Source organism: Uliginosibacterium sp. 31-16, from assembly GCF_030730865.1.
In the GTDB taxonomy this organism is placed as follows: Bacteria; Pseudomonadota; Gammaproteobacteria; order Burkholderiales; family Rhodocyclaceae; genus Uliginosibacterium.
The window spans coordinates 735,320-752,397 of sequence record NZ_JAVALZ010000002.1 but is presented as its reverse complement, the minus strand read 5'-3'; the positions used below and the strand labels follow the sequence as shown (position 1 = coordinate 752,397).

13 protein-coding genes and 1 tRNA gene are annotated in these 17,078 nt (G+C 62.0%); 3 read left to right on the top strand and 11 right to left on the bottom strand.

Features of this window, described 5'->3' with window-relative positions:
• Positions 1-219: 219 nt before the first annotated feature.
• The gene (locus Q9Q94_RS11175; RefSeq protein ID WP_305980142.1) at positions 220-2,058 is read right to left on the bottom strand and encodes a GspE/PulE family protein; all 1,839 of its coding nucleotides are present in this window, start codon (positions 2,056-2,058) and stop codon (positions 220-222) included.
• Positions 2,059-2,337: 279 nt separating this feature from the next.
• Here Q9Q94_RS11175 and Q9Q94_RS11170 point away from each other — a divergent pair, with 279 nt between their 5' ends.
• Positions 2,338-4,296 carry an ATP-dependent DNA helicase gene (locus Q9Q94_RS11170; RefSeq protein WP_305980141.1) on the top strand — a complete coding sequence of 653 codons (1,959 nt, stop codon included), beginning with the start codon at positions 2,338-2,340 and terminating at the stop codon, positions 4,294-4,296.
• A gap of 122 nt (positions 4,297-4,418) precedes the next feature.
• Positions 4,419-4,931, top strand: a complete 513-nt coding sequence (locus Q9Q94_RS11165; RefSeq protein WP_305980140.1) for a hypothetical protein — start codon at positions 4,419-4,421, stop codon at positions 4,929-4,931.
• On the opposite strand, the gene Q9Q94_RS11160 is transcribed toward Q9Q94_RS11165, so the two are convergent.
• Together Q9Q94_RS11160 and msrP are read right to left on the bottom strand one after the other, a co-directional pair.
• Entirely contained in the window at positions 4,919-5,623 is a 705-nt protein-coding gene (locus Q9Q94_RS11160) for a sulfite oxidase heme-binding subunit YedZ (RefSeq protein ID WP_305980139.1), read from the bottom strand. The two genes, Q9Q94_RS11165 and Q9Q94_RS11160, sit on opposite strands and share 13 nt — an antisense overlap.
• Positions 5,623-6,564 carry a protein-methionine-sulfoxide reductase catalytic subunit MsrP gene (gene msrP, locus Q9Q94_RS11155; RefSeq protein WP_305980138.1) on the bottom strand — a complete coding sequence of 314 codons (942 nt, stop codon included), beginning with the start codon at positions 6,562-6,564 and terminating at the stop codon, positions 5,623-5,625. The genes Q9Q94_RS11160 and msrP overlap by 1 nt, the downstream gene beginning before the upstream one ends.
• 200 nt (positions 6,565-6,764) lie before the next feature.
• Here msrP and Q9Q94_RS11150 point away from each other — a divergent pair.
• Positions 6,765-6,855 (top strand) — tRNA-Ser (locus Q9Q94_RS11150).
• 362 nt (positions 6,856-7,217) lie between these two features.
• Here Q9Q94_RS11150 and Q9Q94_RS11145 read toward each other — a convergent pair.
• From Q9Q94_RS11145 to Q9Q94_RS11110, 8 genes are all read right to left on the bottom strand, one after another.
• Positions 7,218-8,468 carry a TIGR02270 family protein gene (locus Q9Q94_RS11145; protein WP_305980137.1) on the bottom strand — a complete coding sequence of 417 codons (1,251 nt, stop codon included), beginning with the start codon at positions 8,466-8,468 and terminating at the stop codon, positions 7,218-7,220.
• Between the two features lie 5 nt (positions 8,469-8,473).
• On the bottom strand, positions 8,474-9,385 hold the full coding sequence (locus Q9Q94_RS11140; RefSeq protein ID WP_305980136.1) for a hypothetical protein: 912 nt from the start codon (positions 9,383-9,385) through the stop codon (positions 8,474-8,476).
• A 27-nt stretch (positions 9,386-9,412) separates the two neighbouring features.
• Complete coding sequence (locus tag Q9Q94_RS11135) at positions 9,413-10,639, bottom strand: PAAR-like domain-containing protein (protein ID WP_305980135.1); 1,227 nt, start codon at positions 10,637-10,639, stop codon at positions 9,413-9,415.
• Positions 10,636-11,658 (bottom strand): hypothetical protein, encoded by a 1,023-nt coding sequence (locus Q9Q94_RS11130; protein ID WP_305980134.1) that lies wholly within the window; start codon positions 11,656-11,658, stop codon positions 10,636-10,638. Before Q9Q94_RS11130 ends, Q9Q94_RS11135 begins: the two co-directional genes overlap by 4 nt.
• Positions 11,655-12,776, bottom strand: coding sequence for a DUF2169 domain-containing protein (locus tag Q9Q94_RS11125; RefSeq protein WP_305980133.1), 1,122 nt, complete (start codon positions 12,774-12,776; stop codon positions 11,655-11,657). Before Q9Q94_RS11125 ends, Q9Q94_RS11130 begins: the two co-directional genes overlap by 4 nt.
• A gap of 6 nt (positions 12,777-12,782) precedes the next feature.
• The gene (locus Q9Q94_RS11120) at positions 12,783-13,268 is read right to left on the bottom strand and encodes a DUF6484 domain-containing protein (protein ID WP_305980132.1); all 486 of its coding nucleotides are present in this window, start codon (positions 13,266-13,268) and stop codon (positions 12,783-12,785) included.
• Positions 13,269-13,387: 119 nt separating this feature from the next.
• On the bottom strand, positions 13,388-15,592 hold the full coding sequence (locus tag Q9Q94_RS11115) for a type VI secretion system Vgr family protein (RefSeq protein ID WP_305980131.1): 2,205 nt from the start codon (positions 15,590-15,592) through the stop codon (positions 13,388-13,390).
• A 119-nt stretch (positions 15,593-15,711) separates the two neighbouring features.
• Positions 15,712-17,052, bottom strand: coding sequence for a tetratricopeptide repeat protein (locus tag Q9Q94_RS11110; RefSeq protein ID WP_305980130.1), 1,341 nt, complete (start codon positions 17,050-17,052; stop codon positions 15,712-15,714).
• Positions 17,053-17,078 lie beyond the last annotated feature (26 nt).

Below are 17,078 nucleotides of genomic sequence, written 5' to 3'. Positions count from 1 at the left end.
TCCGCTCAGCCCATGCGGGCAAAGGGGGGGATTATGCTTTAAAAGCAGGACCGAGTAACGAGGGCCGGGGATAGAGTTGAGCCTGCCTGAAGAGCCACATGGGGCGGTCGTCTTCAGGCAGGCATGCTGAAGATGCTTGCCGGGAGCGGGTCACGAGACAGGTGTGCCGGAAATCCTTGGTGGAGGCGGGTTTTCAGGTGTCCCGTGTACCGCAGGTGCTCACCCCATCTTCTCGTCCTGCGCGGGCGGTGCGATGCGCAGCACTTCGTCGAGGCTGGTCAGCCCCTTGGCGATCTTGAGCGCGCCGGAGATGCGCAGCGGCTTCATGTCTTCGCGGTAGGCCTGCTGGCGGATCAGGGCCAGATCGGCGCCTTGCTGAATCAGCCGGCTGATCGCTGGCGACATCAACAGGGTTTCGTAGATGCCCATGCGCCCGCTGTAACCGGTGTTGCGGCATTCCAGACAGCCGACCGGGTGATGGATCTGGCCGGGCACCGGCGCTTTGAAGGGGATGGCCAGCTGCGCCCAGGCGGCCGCCTCTTCTTCCGTCGGCGCTGCGGCCTCCTTGCAATGCGGGCACAGGGTGCGCACCAGACGCTGGGCCATCACGCCCAGCACGGTGGCGTTGAGCAGGTAGGACGGCACGCCCAGATCGAGCATGCGGGTGATCGCCGAAGGGGCGTCGTTGGTGTGCAGGGTGGACAGCACGAGGTGGCCGGTCAGCGCCGCCTGGATCGCCATTTCAGCGGTCTGCAGATCGCGGATTTCGCCGATCATGATGATGTCCGGGTCCTGCCGCATCAGGGCGCGCACGCCGTCGGCAAAACCCAGCTCGATGCCGGCCTGCACCTGCATCTGGTTGAAGGCCCCTTCGACCATTTCGATCGGGTCTTCGATGGTGCACACATTCACTTCCGAAGTGGCCAGCTGCTTGAGCGTGGAATACAGCGTGGTGGTCTTGCCGGAGCCGGTCGGACCGGTCACCAGAATGATGCCGTTGGGCTGGCGGGTCATGTGGTTCCAGCGGTTCAGGTCGTCGTCGGTGAAACCCAGTTCGCCGAAATTGCGCACCAGCACATCCGGATCAAAAATGCGCATCACCAGTTTTTCGCCGAAGGCGGTGGGCAGCGTCGACAGGCGCAGCTCGATCTCGGTACCTTGCGGGGTGCGGGTCTTCACACGGCCATCCTGTGGCCGGCGTTTTTCGACCACATCCATGCGGCCGAGGATCTTGATCCGGCTGGTCATCGCAGTGATGACCGACATGGGCAACTGGTACACCTGATGCAGCACGCCGTCGATGCGGAAACGCACGATGCCGGCATCGCGGCGCGGCTCGACGTGGATGTCCGAGGCGCGCTGCTCGAAGGCGTACTGCCACAGCCAATCGACGATGCTGACGATGTGTTGCTCGTTGGCATCGAACTGGCGATTGGTCTTGGAGAGTTCCACCAGCTGCTCGAAATTCGAGATCGCACTGCCTTGCTGGGCTTCTTTCTGGGCGGCTTTCTTGACCGAGCGGGCGAGGTTGTAGAACTCGATCTGGAAGCGCTCGATATCCACCGGATTGGCGAACACCCGGCGGATCGGACGACGCAGGGCGGGCGTCAACTCGCGTTCCCATTCGCGGATATACGGTTCGGCACTGGCGATCACGACTTCGTGCGGTGTGACCTGCACCGGCAGCACCTGCAGGCGCCCGGCGTAGGCGGCGGACATGACTTCGGTGACGCTGGCGAAATTGATCTTCAGCGGATCAATGTGGAAATACTCCAGTCCGAGTCTGCCGGCCAGCCATTCGGTGAGCGCCTCCAGATGCAGCGGGCGATGCGGTGGCTGCTGGTTCTTGAACTGGCGCTCGGCGATCACCGTCAGCGGATGGGCGCCGGCCTTGCTGGTGTGACGCTCGGCGTGCACCTGCTCGGCCTCCTCGCGGCTGATGAGCTGATCTTCCAGCAGCAGACGCAGGATTTCCTTGAGGGTCAGGCGGCGCTCCGCCTCGGAAATAGGGGTCACGCTGGCTTTGTGGGGCATGGGGCTGAGCGCGGGCTTGGACATGTTGATGAACCGTGAAAGGGTTCTGCTGACTTTAGGACGGCGGCAGGTGCGCAACAATGCCGCGAGCGGGGTTTTTGCTCAGCTTTGCAAGCTTTAACGAGACGGATCGCTCAAGTGCTGCTGCCCGAAGAGCCGCTTGTGGCGGACTTCTTCATGATGGGGTGCTGAAGAGCAAGGCTGGGAGCGGCTTTCCAGCCTGCATCTGGTTTTGCGCGTCACAGGCGCGGTGGGCTCCCGTCTCTCTGTTACCATCGCCAAGCCATTTTTTCGTATTGCTCCATGCTCGACGTTGCTGCACATTTTGCTGAAGAAGGTTCGCTGGCCCGCGTGATTCCGGGTTTCCGTGCCCGCCCGCAACAGGTCGAGATGGCTGAGGCGATTGCCCGCGCGATCAAGGGCAACCGCGCGCTGGTGGCCGAGGCGGGTACCGGCACCGGCAAGACCTTTGCCTACCTTGTACCCGCCTTGCTCTCCGGCGGCAAGGTAATCATCTCCACCGGCACCAAGACCCTGCAGGATCAGCTTTTCCATCGTGACCTGCCGGCGGTGCGCAAGGCACTCAAGCTGCCGCTCAGCGTGGCGCTGCTCAAGGGGCGGCAGAACTACGCCTGCCACTATCACATTGCCCACGCACAGATTGAAGGACGCTTCCATAGTCGCGAGGATGCGTCGCACATCCGTACCATCGGCAAATGGCTGCTGACCACCACGACCGGCGACAAGGCCGAGTGCACGGGGGTCCCCGAAGATGCGACGGTGTGGCTGGCGGCAACCTCGACACGTGACAACTGTCTGGGGCAGGAATGCCCGAATGCCAAAGAGTGCTTTGTGATGGGCGCGCGCCGCACGGCACAGGAGGCGGACGTGGTGGTGGTCAATCACCACCTGTTCTTTGCCGACGTGATGCTGCGCGACGAAGGTATGGGCGAGCTGCTGCCGGCCTGCAATACCGTGGTTTTCGACGAGGCACACCAGTTGCCCGAAACCGCCAGCATGTTCTTCGGCGATTCGGCCTCGACCGGCCAGATGCTCGATCTGGCGCGCGATACACGCACTGAGGCGCTGATTGCGGCGCGCGACTTTCCGCCCTTGCAGGAGGCGACGCGCTCGCTGGAGAAGGCCGCGCGTGATCTGCGCCTGGCCATTCCCGGGGAGAATGCGCGTCTGGGCTACGAACAGGTGGCCGACAAGGCGGACTTCGTGGGCGCGCTGGACGCCGTGGAAAAGGAGCTGGAAAACTTCCTGACACTGGCCGAATCGCAGGCCGAACGCTCGGAAGGGCTCGAAAAATGCTGGCAGCGCGGCACCGAACTGCATACCCGCGTGACCAACTGGCGTCGCCTGAACCAGCCGGACACGATCCGCTGGGTGGAAGTCTTCAGTCAGTCCGCGGCGCTGAACACCACGCCGCTGCGGGTCGCCGAGATCTTCCGCAAGCAGATCGAAGGCAATGCCAAGAGCTGGATCTTCGCCTCGGCGACGCTGGCGGTAGGCAAGAATTTCTCCCACTACAACGCCGAGCTGGGGCTGGATGCGCTGGACCCGCCACCCGAGACCGGCATGTGGGGCAGCCCCTTCGATTATGCCGAGCAGGCCGTGCTCTACGCGCCAGACCGGATGCCGGACCCGAACAGTCCGGATTTTCTCGACGCGGTGATCGAGCGTGCCGTGCCGGTGATCCGTGCCGCGCAGGGGCGCACTTTCGTGCTGTGCACCTCGCTGCGCGCGATGAAGATCATTCACGAAGGGCTGGAATCACGCTTCCATCGTCAGGCGCTGGATTTCCCTCTGCTGATCCAGGGCCAGGCATCCCGCTCCGAGCTGCTGGAGCGTTTCCGCCAGCTGGGCAACGCCGTGCTGGTGGCCAGCCAGAGTTTCTGGGAAGGCGTGGACGTGCCGGGTGATGCACTGTCGGTGGTGATCATCGACAAGCTGCCGTTTGCGCCGCCGGATGATCCCGTGCTGAAAGCCCGTGTCGACTGGATCGAGAAACAGGGCAAGAATCCGTTCATGGAATACCAGCTGCCGCGCGCGGTGATCAGCATGAAGCAGGGCGCCGGTCGCCTGATCCGCAGCGAGCGGGACCGCGGCGTGCTGATGGTGTGTGATCCGCGCATGATCTCCAAGCCTTACGGCAGGCGTGTCTGGCAGAGCCTGCCGGCAATGCGTCGTACGCGCATCGAGGATGAGGTGGTGAGCTTTCTTGAAACCCTGCCCCCGCCTGCGCTGAGCAAATAATGGGGTGCGTATTGCTGCAAGGCGGAAGAGTCTCTGTAATAATCCCAAAGTAGTATGTATGATTAATGTTGTCACCGATTTTTCAGGTCACAACAAACCGCTTACGCTTTCCCGGGGCAGGTATGGACGGAGTTGTTTTCACCAAGACCGTGTTCGGAGTCGACGAACTGCGCCAGCGCCAGATGCGGCTGCATCCGCGTTTGCGCACCTTGCTGGTCATGATTGATGGCAAGCGGCCTGCGCAGCAACTGATCAAGACGCTGGAGGCTGCTGGCATCACCGAAGAGCATCTGAAGCAATTGCAGGATGCCGGCCTGATCCAGCCCCTTTTGTCGCCGCCGCCCCGTCCGGTCAACAACGGCCCGGCTTCTGCGGGCTTGCTGACGGTGGTTTCGCCGAATGAAGTGCCCGCTGATGAGTCCAGCCGCCTGATGAGTCTGTACCGCATCTATGGCGACATGATCCGCGACGCCTTCGGTGCAAAGGGCGCGACCTATCAGGGCAAGCTGGTTCAGGCCGCCCGCATCAGTGACTACATCGCGCTGGGCAACGAGATCATCACGGCCTTGAATCGGTCCGCGCGCGTTGAACAGGCTGTGGCATTCAAGGCGCGGGTCAAACCCTATCTGCGCTGATCCGGCAGGATCGGGATCACACGCTTCCCGGAGGGGCGCTTCTGGCGGGCCTTTTCAGGCTGCATGCTCTGTAACTGGCTCTGGCGCTCGTTCTCCCGCCACGCTGCCCGCAACCCCAATAGCAGAGCCAGGATCAGGGCATAGATCAGTGGCTGGGTAATGTCGCGCTTGACCAGCCACCAGTAATGCACGACCCCGATGATGGCGACGGCGTACACGCTGCGGTGCAGGGCTTGCCAGCGCCGGCCCCCCAGCGCGCGGATGGCGGCATTGAAAGACGTGGCGGCCAGCGGAATCAGCAGCACGAAGGCGGCAAAGCCTGCGGTGATGAAGGGACGCTTGAGAATATCCTTGGCGATGCCCTGCAGATCGAAGAAACGATCCAGCCACAGATAGGTGATGAAGTGGAGCAGGGCGTAGAAAAAGGCGTAAAGCCCTAGCATGCGCCGTGTGCGGATCAGCCAGTTCATGCCCGTCAGGCGGCGCAAGGGCGTGACTGCCAGCGAAATCAGCAGGAAGCGCAAGGCCCAGTCACCGGTGCCGCGGGTAATGGCTTCGACCGGATTGGCGCCCAGCCCGTCGTTGAAGAAACCCCAGCCCAGATGCGCCAGCGGAATCAGGCAGACGATAAACAGGACGAGCTTGATGATGGTGATGCCGTTTCGGCCAGGATTGCGCAACCCGCTCAGCATCAGAAATTCTTCTTCAGATCCATGCCCGCGTAAAGCGGCGCGACTTCATCGTAACCGTTGAACAGCAAGGTTTTGCGCTTGGTGAGCTCTCCGATGCGGCGTTCCGTGTCCTGCTCCCAGCGCGGGTGATCAACCTTGGGATTCACGTTCGAATAAAAACCGTATTCGTTGGCGGCGGCCTTGTTCCAGGCAGTGCCCGGCATCTTTTCGGTCAGGCGGATGTGCACGATGGATTTCGCGCTTTTGAAACCATACTTCCAGGGCACCACAAGGCGGATCGGCGCGCCGTTCTGCGGCAGCAACTCCTCGCCGTAGAGGCCGACTGCCAGGAGGGTCAGCGGATGCTGGGCTTCGTCCAGACGCAGTCCCTCGGTATACGGCCAGTCGAGGATCGGATACTTCACGCCGGGCATGATCTTTTCGTCGTACAGGGTCGTGAATTCGACGAATTTCGCACTGCCCTGGGGCTCGACGAGCTTGAGCAGGCTGGCGAGCGGGAAACCGACCCAAGGAATCACCATCGACCAGCCTTCCACGCAACGCATCCGGTAGATGCGCTCCTCCAGCGGCGCGAGCTTGAGCAGATCCTCGATGGCGAAGCGGCGTGGCCGGTTGCACAGGCCATCCACGATCACCGTCCACGGGCGGGTTTTGAGCACGCCGGCGTTCTTCGCGGGCTCGTCCTTGTCCACGCCGAACTCGTAATAGTTGTTGTAGGTCGTGATGTCCTTCAGGCGGGTCGGCTTGTCGTCGATCTTCTGGCGATTGGGCTGCACATTGGCCAAGGCTGCCGCTTCGGCCGCCGACCAGGGCAGCGCCAGCGTGGCCGCACCGGCCAGTGCGGTGCGACCGCTCAGACGCATGAATTCGCGACGGGCCCGATACAAGTCGGGCGAGGTGATTTCCGACGGGGCGATGTCGGCGGGGCGGCGGATCAGCATTGTGTCCATCCTTTCATGGCAGCTGTGCTGCCTTTTTTGTAGTGTCTCTGCAGGGCGCGGTGACCAGACTCTGAAGCATCCGCATGCAAAGCTTACGGCAATTTTTCTTGCCAGGGGTTCCCGGCAGAGGCTTTGCTTCAGGTTAGTTCTGTTCGACATTGCCCTGAGCCGTTTCTCTGGCTATAATCGCGCCTCTTCGCGGAGAGATGGATGAGTGGTTTAAGTCGCACGCCTGGAAAGCGTGTTCAGGATAATATCCTGACGGGGGTTCGAATCCCCCTCTCTCCGCCACGAATTAAATGAAAAAGCCCTTGTTTATCAAGGGCTTTTTCATTTTCTCGGGGCGTTGCTGTTTTTTGCCCCGAACCAAGGGCAATCCGGTTTGCATTCAGCACGGAGCCCGAAGTCCGCCTGATGACGTTGTGGGTGCCCGTGAAAAACGAAAAAGCGGGCCGGTTCTGCGGTGTGCCCTAGGCGGAATTGCGCAGGAGTTCAGGATTTTTGCGTCATCCCACTCCCCCGGATTTGACCTGCCTGCAGACCCGCGCCTGTACTTGTTTTCCAGCAAGTATCGCGGCAGACCCGCCTTCTGATTCGATGTGCGCCATGCCTGCCTGAAGAAGCGCGCCAGAAGCGGCTCTCCGGGCAGATGTTCAGGATATTGCTGCGAGCGCGGCGGCCTGTCGGCGCGCAGGCGCGGCGATGTTGAAGAGCGCAGTATCCGGGCTTTGCAGGGCGAGAATCAGGGCGGCGAGGCGGCGCTGGCGCTGGTAGCCCTCGCGCAGCGTAGTCAATGCAATCCGTGGCGAGCGTGGCTGACCCATGAAGAAGGGCTGGCCGGTCGGGAAGCGGGCGGCGTTGGCTTGCCACCAGGCTTGCAGCTTCGCGACATCTGGCCAGGGCAGGTTGTCGTCCGGGTCTTCGGATAGGTCTTCGTTCTCCGCGTCGTCGTTCGGGCCGGGCAGGTCTTCTTCTGGCATTCCCGGTGCACTGGCATCCAGGTCTTCCTCGGCCAGATCCTGTCCGGTGATCAGCGCGAAAGCCTCGGCAGCGAGGCGCGCCAGTGCCGGTTTTTCCATCTGCTGTAGCAGCCAGGGCAGGTATTGTGGATCGCCCGCGATGCCGCTGGCTGTGATCAGCGTGCGAGTCTGCTCCGGCTGGCGAGCCAACTGCGCGAGCAGGTTGTGTGCATCCACCGGATTCGCGGCCAGCAGCCACAGGCGCAGGGCTTCGTGCTGGTGCGGACCGGCCTGGGCGGCAAGACTGCCGAGTTGTGCGAGGCCTTGGGCGCGATCACCCAGCAGCACGGCGGCATAGGCAGCAGCAAACACCACCGCCGACGCCGTGTCATCCAGCAGCATACGGCAGGGCTCGCGCAGTGTTGCCAGGCCCAGTTCGCCAGCCGCGCGGGCGGCGCAGGCCCGCAGCGCCGGATCTTCCGCCGCAAAGTCTGTCTGCAGGAAGGTACCGGGATTTGCACCATGCTGCATGCAGGCCTCAAGCACGAGGCGTCGATGGAAGGCATCTGGCGACTCCAGCAGCGTCTTCACCACGCCTTGCAGACAATTACTCTCCACCCAGCCCAGCGCGGCCACCACCTCGGCCTGCAACTCCTCCGGCAGGGCTGCCGCCCGCGCCAGCAGCGCGTCGAGTCGTGCGGGTTGCGCTGTGAGCGCCACGACCGTTTCGGCAAACAGTGAGCCGGGCAGTTCGCCATCCTCCTCGCGCAGCCAGGGCTGGCCTTCCTCGGCAGCCACGCACAAGCCATCCAGATGCGCGGCGAGGCGCTCATCAAGGCGCTTGAGGTAGAGCAGGGCGAAATGCGGCGCATGCACCGCTGCACGCCGTTGCAGGTAGAGCAGGGCGGCGTCTTCGGTGTGTTGGGTGAGAATGGTGGCAATCATTGGCGTCAGTCGATGCGGGTCCAGGTTGTGCCGTCAAAGCGGAACAAATCCTTGGGGCCGACCACACACAGTTCTTCACCATGCGTGCTGACGTTCAGGTACTGGAGCGTGTTGGGCCGGTCCCCCTCGATCTTCATCGGTACGAAAGTCTCGCCATCCCATTTGAATATGTCGCGTGTCGAGCACGCATACAGTTCGCCCTTGAACCAGGCTAGGCTCCAGAGCTCAACGGAAAGATTGAGTTTGATGGTTTCCCAGGCCGCTCCGCGCCCGTGGACCAGCATGCCGCCGCGGCCAACCGCATAAACCTGTCCGTCTCCGGCGCAAATGATGTCCACCAGAATGACGTTGGTACCCGAGTCGTGCTGAATCCAGCGCTGACCATCGAACTGCCAGATTTCGCCTTCCCAGCCGGCCGCGTAGATTTCATTCTCGTTGAAGCCGTCCAGTGACTCAAAGCCGTTCTTGCGCGGAAGACTTTTTGTCATGAAAGACCAATTATTGCCAGCCCCCAGTTTCCAAATCTGTCCGTGCATGCCGCAGGCGTATAGCGAGCCGCCGATGTTTCTTATCCCTCGTAGCAAACCAATCTCTGATGCATAGTCAGAACCTTCCTTGATTTTCGCTTCATTAGGCTCCTCGCCATTTGTGGTGTACGCCGATCCTGTTGCACCGACAATCGCGAAAAATCGGTCTGGACTTGTAAAAAAACCAGCGCCAATAGAGTCCCAGCGGGCTTCTCCAAGATCACTCCATTCTGATATATCCCCAATGTCCTCTGGGAACAATGCGGCCATTTTTGTGTATTCGATTTGGTCTTTTGATAGTTCGTCGATGGATATGGCCGCACAGACGACACCTTTGTCTGTGATAGCCGCGTCAACAAAAGAACAAGTGTCTGTCCAGTGCCCTGCCATTGTGTAGATCCTTGTGTTTTTTACGGATTAGAGTTTTTTGCTTGGCTTGGATGCTTTTGCCGCATTCTCTGCGATCTTTTTGTCTGCTTTTGCAACCCACTCATCCCCGTGATGCCCGGTGATGACGCTTTTGCACTTGGTGTCGTCACTGATGCCGGCTTGATTGTGATAAGCATCAAGCTGTTTTTCGATGCATTTTGAATCGCATTCCTTGGGAAAAACCTTCTCCATGGCCTCCAGCGCTTGTTTCTTGGCGGTACCGTAGGTCGTGGTTTTTTCGATTTTTTTCAGGGTTGGATCTGCTTTGGGATCGTCCATCGGAACGAAACTGAGGCTGCCCGGTGTGGCGGTGTCTACGGCCGAGGTGCTTTGGTAGGTGTGCAGCAGACCGTGAGTGCCGTGGTACTGATTGGTGCCTTCCACACATACACAGGGCGCTTTTGCAGGGTCGTACTTGGTTTCGGCGAGAATTGATGGATTGTTGCTGGTGCGTCCCTCCATGAAGCCGCTTGCTTCAATTAGGTGGTGCCCGGTCTGGCCATCGCAACAGCCACCTTTGCCTTTTTCTGTCTTGTCGTAAGGCTGAAGCATGCAGCGACGCGCCTTGAGGCAGTCATTAGCTGCGACTTTCTCTGCATAGTCATCTACCCCGTCTTTGCCGGGCTTGATGACCTTGGTGGGGTCATTGGCAGATGTCAGGGAGGCGTCCACGCCGGCGCAGGGGTTGATGCCTCCTTCCTTATGGGGAGTGCAGTCCTTGCAAGCAGCATGCTCTTTCTTCATGTCTCCAACGCAGGGATTGTCAAGGTCGACTGCTACCCCGTCGATGTACGGCCAGGTCGGCGTATTTCCCGGAACTGAGCCATGGTTGTGGGTGGTAATGTCTCCCATCCGCACCACGTTTTCGCCCTCGACCATGACGTTCATGGACCACTTCTGGAAGTAGACCTTGCCCTTATTCTTGGAGGTGACTACGCCCTTCTTGGGAGCGCAGCCGGGTTCGTCGCCGTAACTGGTCTTGAAGTAGCTCTTGTTCTTGAGCATGACCTCTTTGCTGCTGATTTTGACGGTGCGCGAGCCCTTGGTGGTGTCGCTCGCCATCCCGGTGTTCGGGTAGGGAATCGGCACGCCGGGCGGGGTGGCCGGGGTTTGTGGCGGGGTGAAGCAGACATCCGGAAAGCAGGCCACGGATTTGCCATTCGCGGCTTTGCAGGAGACTTCCATCATGTTGGCAAAGACCTGATTGGCCATCATGCCTCCTTGAAGTGCAGCACGAGCGCGGCGCGCTGGCCGGCGTCGTTGGCGAAGTGGGCGAGGCTGGCAGGCCCCGGGGCGTAGGCCTTGCGGCTGGCGGCGTCGGCCAGAGCGATCACGGCGATACCGCTGGCTGCACCGGTTTCGCCGATGGCTTCAGCGGGGTGCCAGAGGTCGAACTCTTCCTTGAGCGTGCGCATGGTGCGCGAGACGGCAAGCGCGGCTTCCTTGAAGTAGTAGTGTTCGCCGGAGAGGTCGGCGATGCGGTAGTCCATTTCGTGCATGGCGCAGCCGGCTTCGGCCAGAGCGGCCTTGCAGGCGCGGGCCAGCCCGTCGCCGCGCAGGGGCTCTTCGCTGGTGATGTGTGCGCTCTCCAGATCGAAGCCGATGCCCTGGCAGCGCAGTTCCGGGCCGCGGCTAGCGGGGCCGACGAGGATGGCCCCGGCGGCTTCGCCGGGCATGAACCCGTTGGAATTGCGGTTGTTGAGCAGGCGTTCCTGGGTATCAAAGGCGGAGAGCGTGGCGGCGGTGAGCAGGCTGTCGGCAGCGACGATGAGGACTTGTGCGGCCTGCTGCGCGGCGAGGAACTGGCGCGCCTGATGCAGGGCGGCGGCCACCGCGACGCGCCCGTGTGGCACGACGGCGGAATGCGGGGCAAAGCGGGCTCCGAGTTCGAGCTCGATCTGGCTGAGGAGTTCCGTTTCCAGCCCGTCTAGCCGGCCCGGGCGTTCGCGCTCGGCCACGCAGAGCAACAAAGGAATTTCGATCCAGTGTTCCGCCGGAATGCCGGCCAGCGCTTCGCGGATGCTCATTGCGGCCATGCGGGCGAGCTTGATCAGACCGCGCCAAGGCTGATCGAGAGCGACTTGATGGCCCATGATCCACTCTGGGCCTGTACCCATTACGCCTGTTTCGGTTGCATTTTTTAGCTTGGCGCGCATCGCGGCGCAGCTCGATGCGGCAGTGAGGCCGACGCTGGTGACCAGCCCGCAGCGGCGGATGGCGAGTGGCGCGTTCATGCCTTGCCTCCGGCCTGCTCGGCTTCGTGCGCTTCGAGAATGTCGATGAGATCGGGTGAAACGTAGAAAGCGACTTCCTCGCGACGCTTCCACCAGTCCTCACCCTGACGGCCGACGAGGATCTGGCTGATCTCGTACAGGCTTTTCTTGAGCGGGCGGCACAGGCGCCAGGTGAGGGTGTAGCACTCTGCGTCCGGCTCGATCATCACGGTGTCGAGTGTGGCTCGGTATTCCTCTTTGCCACCCGTCTTGGGAAAGATCCACACGGGGGCTTCGAAGCCAGGCAGGGTGAAGCTTCGGCGGCCATCGGGCGTGAGGTTGAGCAGGGTGACTTCCTGCCCGCCGACGGGAAGCTGAAGTTGCTGATCTGCCGGGGCGGCCTGGTAGTAGCGCTCATCGAAATCCGGTGGCAGGAAGGGGAAGTGATCGGCCAGCCAGGTGTCGTCGTAGGTGCCGGCAAAAGGCGCACGCGCGGCCCAGTGACGGCCGATGGGGCCGAGCGCCATGGGGGCGTAGGCACCGCGTGGGTCGGTGATGGGGCGGTTGAGTTCTTCGGTCGTGGGGAGCGGAGCCCCGTCGATCCACTCGGGCTTGAGGTGCTGGTGGAAGCCGATGCCTACGGGGTTGGGCATGTAGGCGGCGTGCTGGGCCGGGTCTTCGTGGCGCAGGTCGCAGCCCCCGAAAGCCACGCCGTAGTGGATGGCTTGTTGCACAAAGGGCTGCGGGGCGGAGGCCGAAACTCCCGTCAGTCCGCTCTGCCAGATGCGCGGGCCAACGGCGTTGAAGATTTTCTGCCAGCTACCGATGCGCACGCCGACGGGCACGCGCTCGGCAGGGTGGCCATCGGGAGCATAAGCGCTGGCGTTGAGCAGGATATCGCAGGCGTGCTTGCGCGGAGCGAAGTCGACTTCATAACGCGGCGCGGAGAAGCCCGGCTCGCCATGAAAGATATCAGCCATGACGAGTGGTTGCTGCTCGTCAAGCAGGCGGGCGGATTCCTGGGGGGTGGCCGGCAGGCGGAATGTACCCTTGATTGCGACGACCAGCAGCTCGCGTCCGCTGGGCTCCATGCCCATGGTGTAGGCCGCCTGCAGGCGGGTGGCGTTGATGAGTTCCATGCGCGCTCAGTTCAACTGGACGGAGCCACCCTTGACGCGGTTGACGCCTGTGGAGCGACTCGAAACGTAGGCCCCCTGGATCAGCACCTTGCCGGCGCGGGTCAGCGTGATGCTGGCCTTGCCACAGCGCAGGACGATCTGTTCCTTGGCGGAGACGAGCATGCGCTCGCCGTCGGCATCGATCTCGACCTGACCGGACTGGCCAGGCACGTTGACGGCTTCGCGGATCACGCCCATGACGATAGGACGATCGGCGCGACCTTCGTCGAACATCAGCACAAGGCTGGCGCCAATGTGACGCGGCTGCAGGTCAACCGTACTGCGCGCGGGCTGTGCCTGCTTGCCTGGCTGGCCGGGCCAGCTCACCAGCGGGGTGAGACCATCTTCGGCCAGCGCAACGAGAGTGCCGGTGCGGATGCCGTCGATGCGCGGCTGCAAGGCTGCGCTGTTGGCAAGACTGGCGATGATTTCGGGGGGATGGCGACGGCTCATGTGTGCTCCGGTATTAGATACTGATCTTGCTATGAGGCTGCTCATCGATTACTGAGGGGGGCTCTGTGCTGCTCTTCGCCCCCGATGATGGCCTCTCGCGACAGATCCTTGGCAGTCTCTCAGTTCTGCAGGATCTTGCTGCCCTTGATGACGACGTCTCCTGAGGCTTTGGCGTTGATCTTGCCGCTGCCTTGCAGGTTGATGTCCTTGCCTTTGATGGTGATGGTGCCGTCTTTTTTCATCGTGATGCTGGCGCTGCCAGTCTTGATGACGACGGAGTTTCCGGCTTCGATGACGAGATTCTTGCCAACCTTCAGGCTGTCGTTGCTGCCGATGTCGCTGTTGCGATCGGAGCCGACACTGAGCGAATAATCATTGCCGACATTGGTGTTCTGATTCAGGCCGACCGCCAGCACACGCGTGGCTCCCACGGCAATTTCCTGGGCTGCGCCGATGGCGATGGTCTCGTTGATGCCGACCGTGTGCGTACGTTGTGTGGCAACGGCCAGTGTGTCGGTCGCGCCAATCGTCACGACCTGATTCGCCCCGACTGATTCCGTGCGGTTCGCGCCGATCGTGATGTTTTCATTCGCGCCTACGGTTTCGCTGCGGTTGATCCCGATCGCGATGCTTTCGTTCGAACCCACGGTTTCACTTCGGTTAACGCCAATGCTGATCGTTTCATTGTTGCCAACGGTTTCCGTCCGGTCATGCTTCACGAGGACAGTTTCGTCATGGTCGATGGTTTTTTTCCGGTCGCGCCCGACCCAATGGGTTTCATCATTTTCTACTTCGATATCCTGATTCTTCTCGGCGTGGATGAAGACCTGCTCTTCCCCCTTTTTGTCCTCGAAGCGGATCTCGTTGAAATTCTCCGGCGTGCCACCTTTGCTGGAGCGGCTCTTGATGCCGCTCTGGGTCATGTTCGCTGGCAACTCATAAGGGGGCATCTGTTCGCCGTTGTAAACGCTGCCGGTGATCAGCGGCCTGTCCGGGTCGCCTTCCAGGAATTCCACCACCACTTCCTGGCCGATGCGTGGGATTGCCACAAAACCCCAGTTTTTCCCCGCCCATGGATGGGATACACGCATCCAGCACGAGCTGTTCTCGTCCACCTTGCCCAACCGGTCCCAGTGGAACTGGACTTTCACGCGGCCGTACTTGTCGGTGTAGATCTCGTCGCCTGATGGCCCCACCACGACTGCAGTCTGGGGGCCTCGCACGATGGGGCGGGGTGTCACACGCGGCGGGCGGAATTCCTGCTGACTTGCCAGCGCCGTGATCTCGCATTGGTACAGGCTACCCATCGCGCCGGATGTGCCCTGGTGCGCCTCCAGCCCTTCGGCTTGCAGATGGATGAAGCTGCTCGTAACCAGATATTCCCGGTTCTGGTCGCGGCGCACATGGCCGCTGAGCTTGAAGAGCATGCCGCAGCCGATCGAGCGGGCATTCGTGCGCGCCTGCGCCAGCTCGTGCTGGGACTGCAGTTCGTCAATGCGCGCGCGGACCAGATGATCCCCGTCTGCCTGCTGTTCGAACCCGCCCGGATAATCGAAGATCTCATGCTCGGCCTGGTCATGGTTGCGGGGCAGGCTGGCCTTGGCGTCCAGTTTCACCTTCGGACGCTTGAAGTCGTAATCGATGATCCGCGTCTTGCCCGGCTGGATGGCCCGTTCGAAACGCCAGTCGGAAATATGGTCCGAGGCCTCGCGGCCGGCGCGGGCGTTATCCACGAATTCGAAACTGGCATCACCGGGCACCGGGCTGTGTGCGCCATAGGCATCCGCCAGCACCAGTACGTTCTTGTCCTGCGCATACTCGAAGAAGAAATAGATTCCTTCGTCTTCCATCAGGCGACAGACAAAGTCGAAATCCGTCTCCCGGTACTGTACGCAGTACTCGCGCGTGGCATACGAACCACTCAGGGCATCGCGAAATTCCGCCACGGCATGATCGGCAAAAATCTCCTTGATGATCTCCGGCGCCGTCTTGTTCTGGAAGATGCGGCAATCCGCCGTGCGGGTCAGGAACCACGGCCAGGGCGACAGGCGCGCCTGATAAGCCTGATAGCGCCCGATCGTGCCGGTGTGCGAGAAGCGCGTGACATAGCCGGAGAAGAAGCGTTCGCCCTGCCCGGGAAGCGTGATTCGCACACTGGCCAGCTTGCCGAGGATGGCATCCAGATCAATGTCGGCCTTGTCGCTCAGGCATTCGAGCTGGAACTCGCTGATACGTCCCAGCGACTCGCGTGCCATCAGCTTGTGCAGGCGCAAGACTTGCGGACCCAGCGGGGTACTCAGTTCAAACTGCATTGCTTCGGCCATGATTGCGATCCTTTACGTGTTGCTTCGCCAATCCTGTCTGCGTATCTGCAGCCTCACAGGATAGCCCACCCGGGGGACCAAAGCATACGCAGCGCCGATGCCGGAAGTATTTCCGCCCGTCAGGGCGCAGCTGCCGTTACCACCCATCCGGTCACGGGCTCACCCCCTTCGTTGCGCAGATCGGCGGCCTCGATGCTGCGCACGGAAAACCCTGCTGCCAGAAGGCTTGACTCCAGATAGTCGCGGCCGTGGGCATAGCGTCCGTGCGGGTTGATGCGGAAACCGGTCTGATCCGTACCCGGCGGCAACTGTTCGACCGTGAAGACAAACAGCCCCTGCGGGCGCAATGCCTGTCTGGCGGCCGTGCATACCGCCTCCAGTGCGCCGAAATACACCAGTGTATCGGCCGAGATGATGGCGTCGAAGCTGGCCGGTCGGGCCGCCATGAAAGCCGTCAGTTCCTCCTTGAGCAGCAGGTCGTAGCATTGGCGTGCTTCGGCCTTGGCGAGCATGCCGCCAGAGAGGTCCGCGCCGCTCAGCCGGCGTGCCAGCGGGCGCAGCAGCGGGCCGCACAGACCCGTGCCGCAGCCTGCATCCAGAATGTCGAGCGGGGCGGCTCCGGCGGGCAGGGCGCGCGCCAGCGCCTCGGCGACCAGCTCCGGGGCGCGGTAGGCCAGATTGAGCTGCAGCTGCTTGTCGAAACTGTCGGCGAAGCGATCGAATGTCTGTTCCACGTAGTCATCGGCAGCGCGTTCGGGCACGTCTTCGCCCGAGCAGGCCGCGTGCATGTGGCGGGCCACCGGGCTGTCGGGCTCGGCTTCCCGCCACTGGCGGAAAACCTCGGCGGCCTCGCGGGTTCGGCCCAGCGTGTAGTAGGCAATGCCGAGCAGGCGCCGCGCATCCGGGTGGCCGGGCATCTTGGCGATCGACAGGCAGTAATAGTGGATCGCTTCCTTGATGCGCCCGCGCGTGGCGTGCAGCAGCCCGAGATTGTTGTAGGCGCTGGTGCCGTCGGGCGAAATCTCGATGGCGCGCAGATAGCTGGCTTCGGCCTCTTCCCAGCGACCCAGCATCTTGAAAACCACGCCAAGGTTGTTGAAGACATCCGAGCGCTCCGGGTCCAGCTCCAGCGCGCGTCGATAGGCCGTGCTCGCCTCGGGCAGCCGGCCGGTGTCGGCGAGCACGTTGCCCAGATTGATGTGGCAATCCGGATGGTTCGGGATCAGCGTGCAGGCCTGGGCGATCAGGGCTATCGCCGTATCGCTGTGGCCGCGCTGGTGTTGCAGCACGCCCAGGAAGTGCAGGGCATCGGGTTGCTCCGGGAGCGCCTCCAGAATGCGCGTGTACAGCAGCTCGGCGGCATCCAGCTGATTGGCCTGCTGCAGCTGAACGGCATAGGCCAGCGCCTGGGTGACGGTGACCTCCGAGGTGTCGTCAGAAGGAGAGGGGGTGGTGGTCATGCTGCAGCATCCCGGATGAGTGAAGG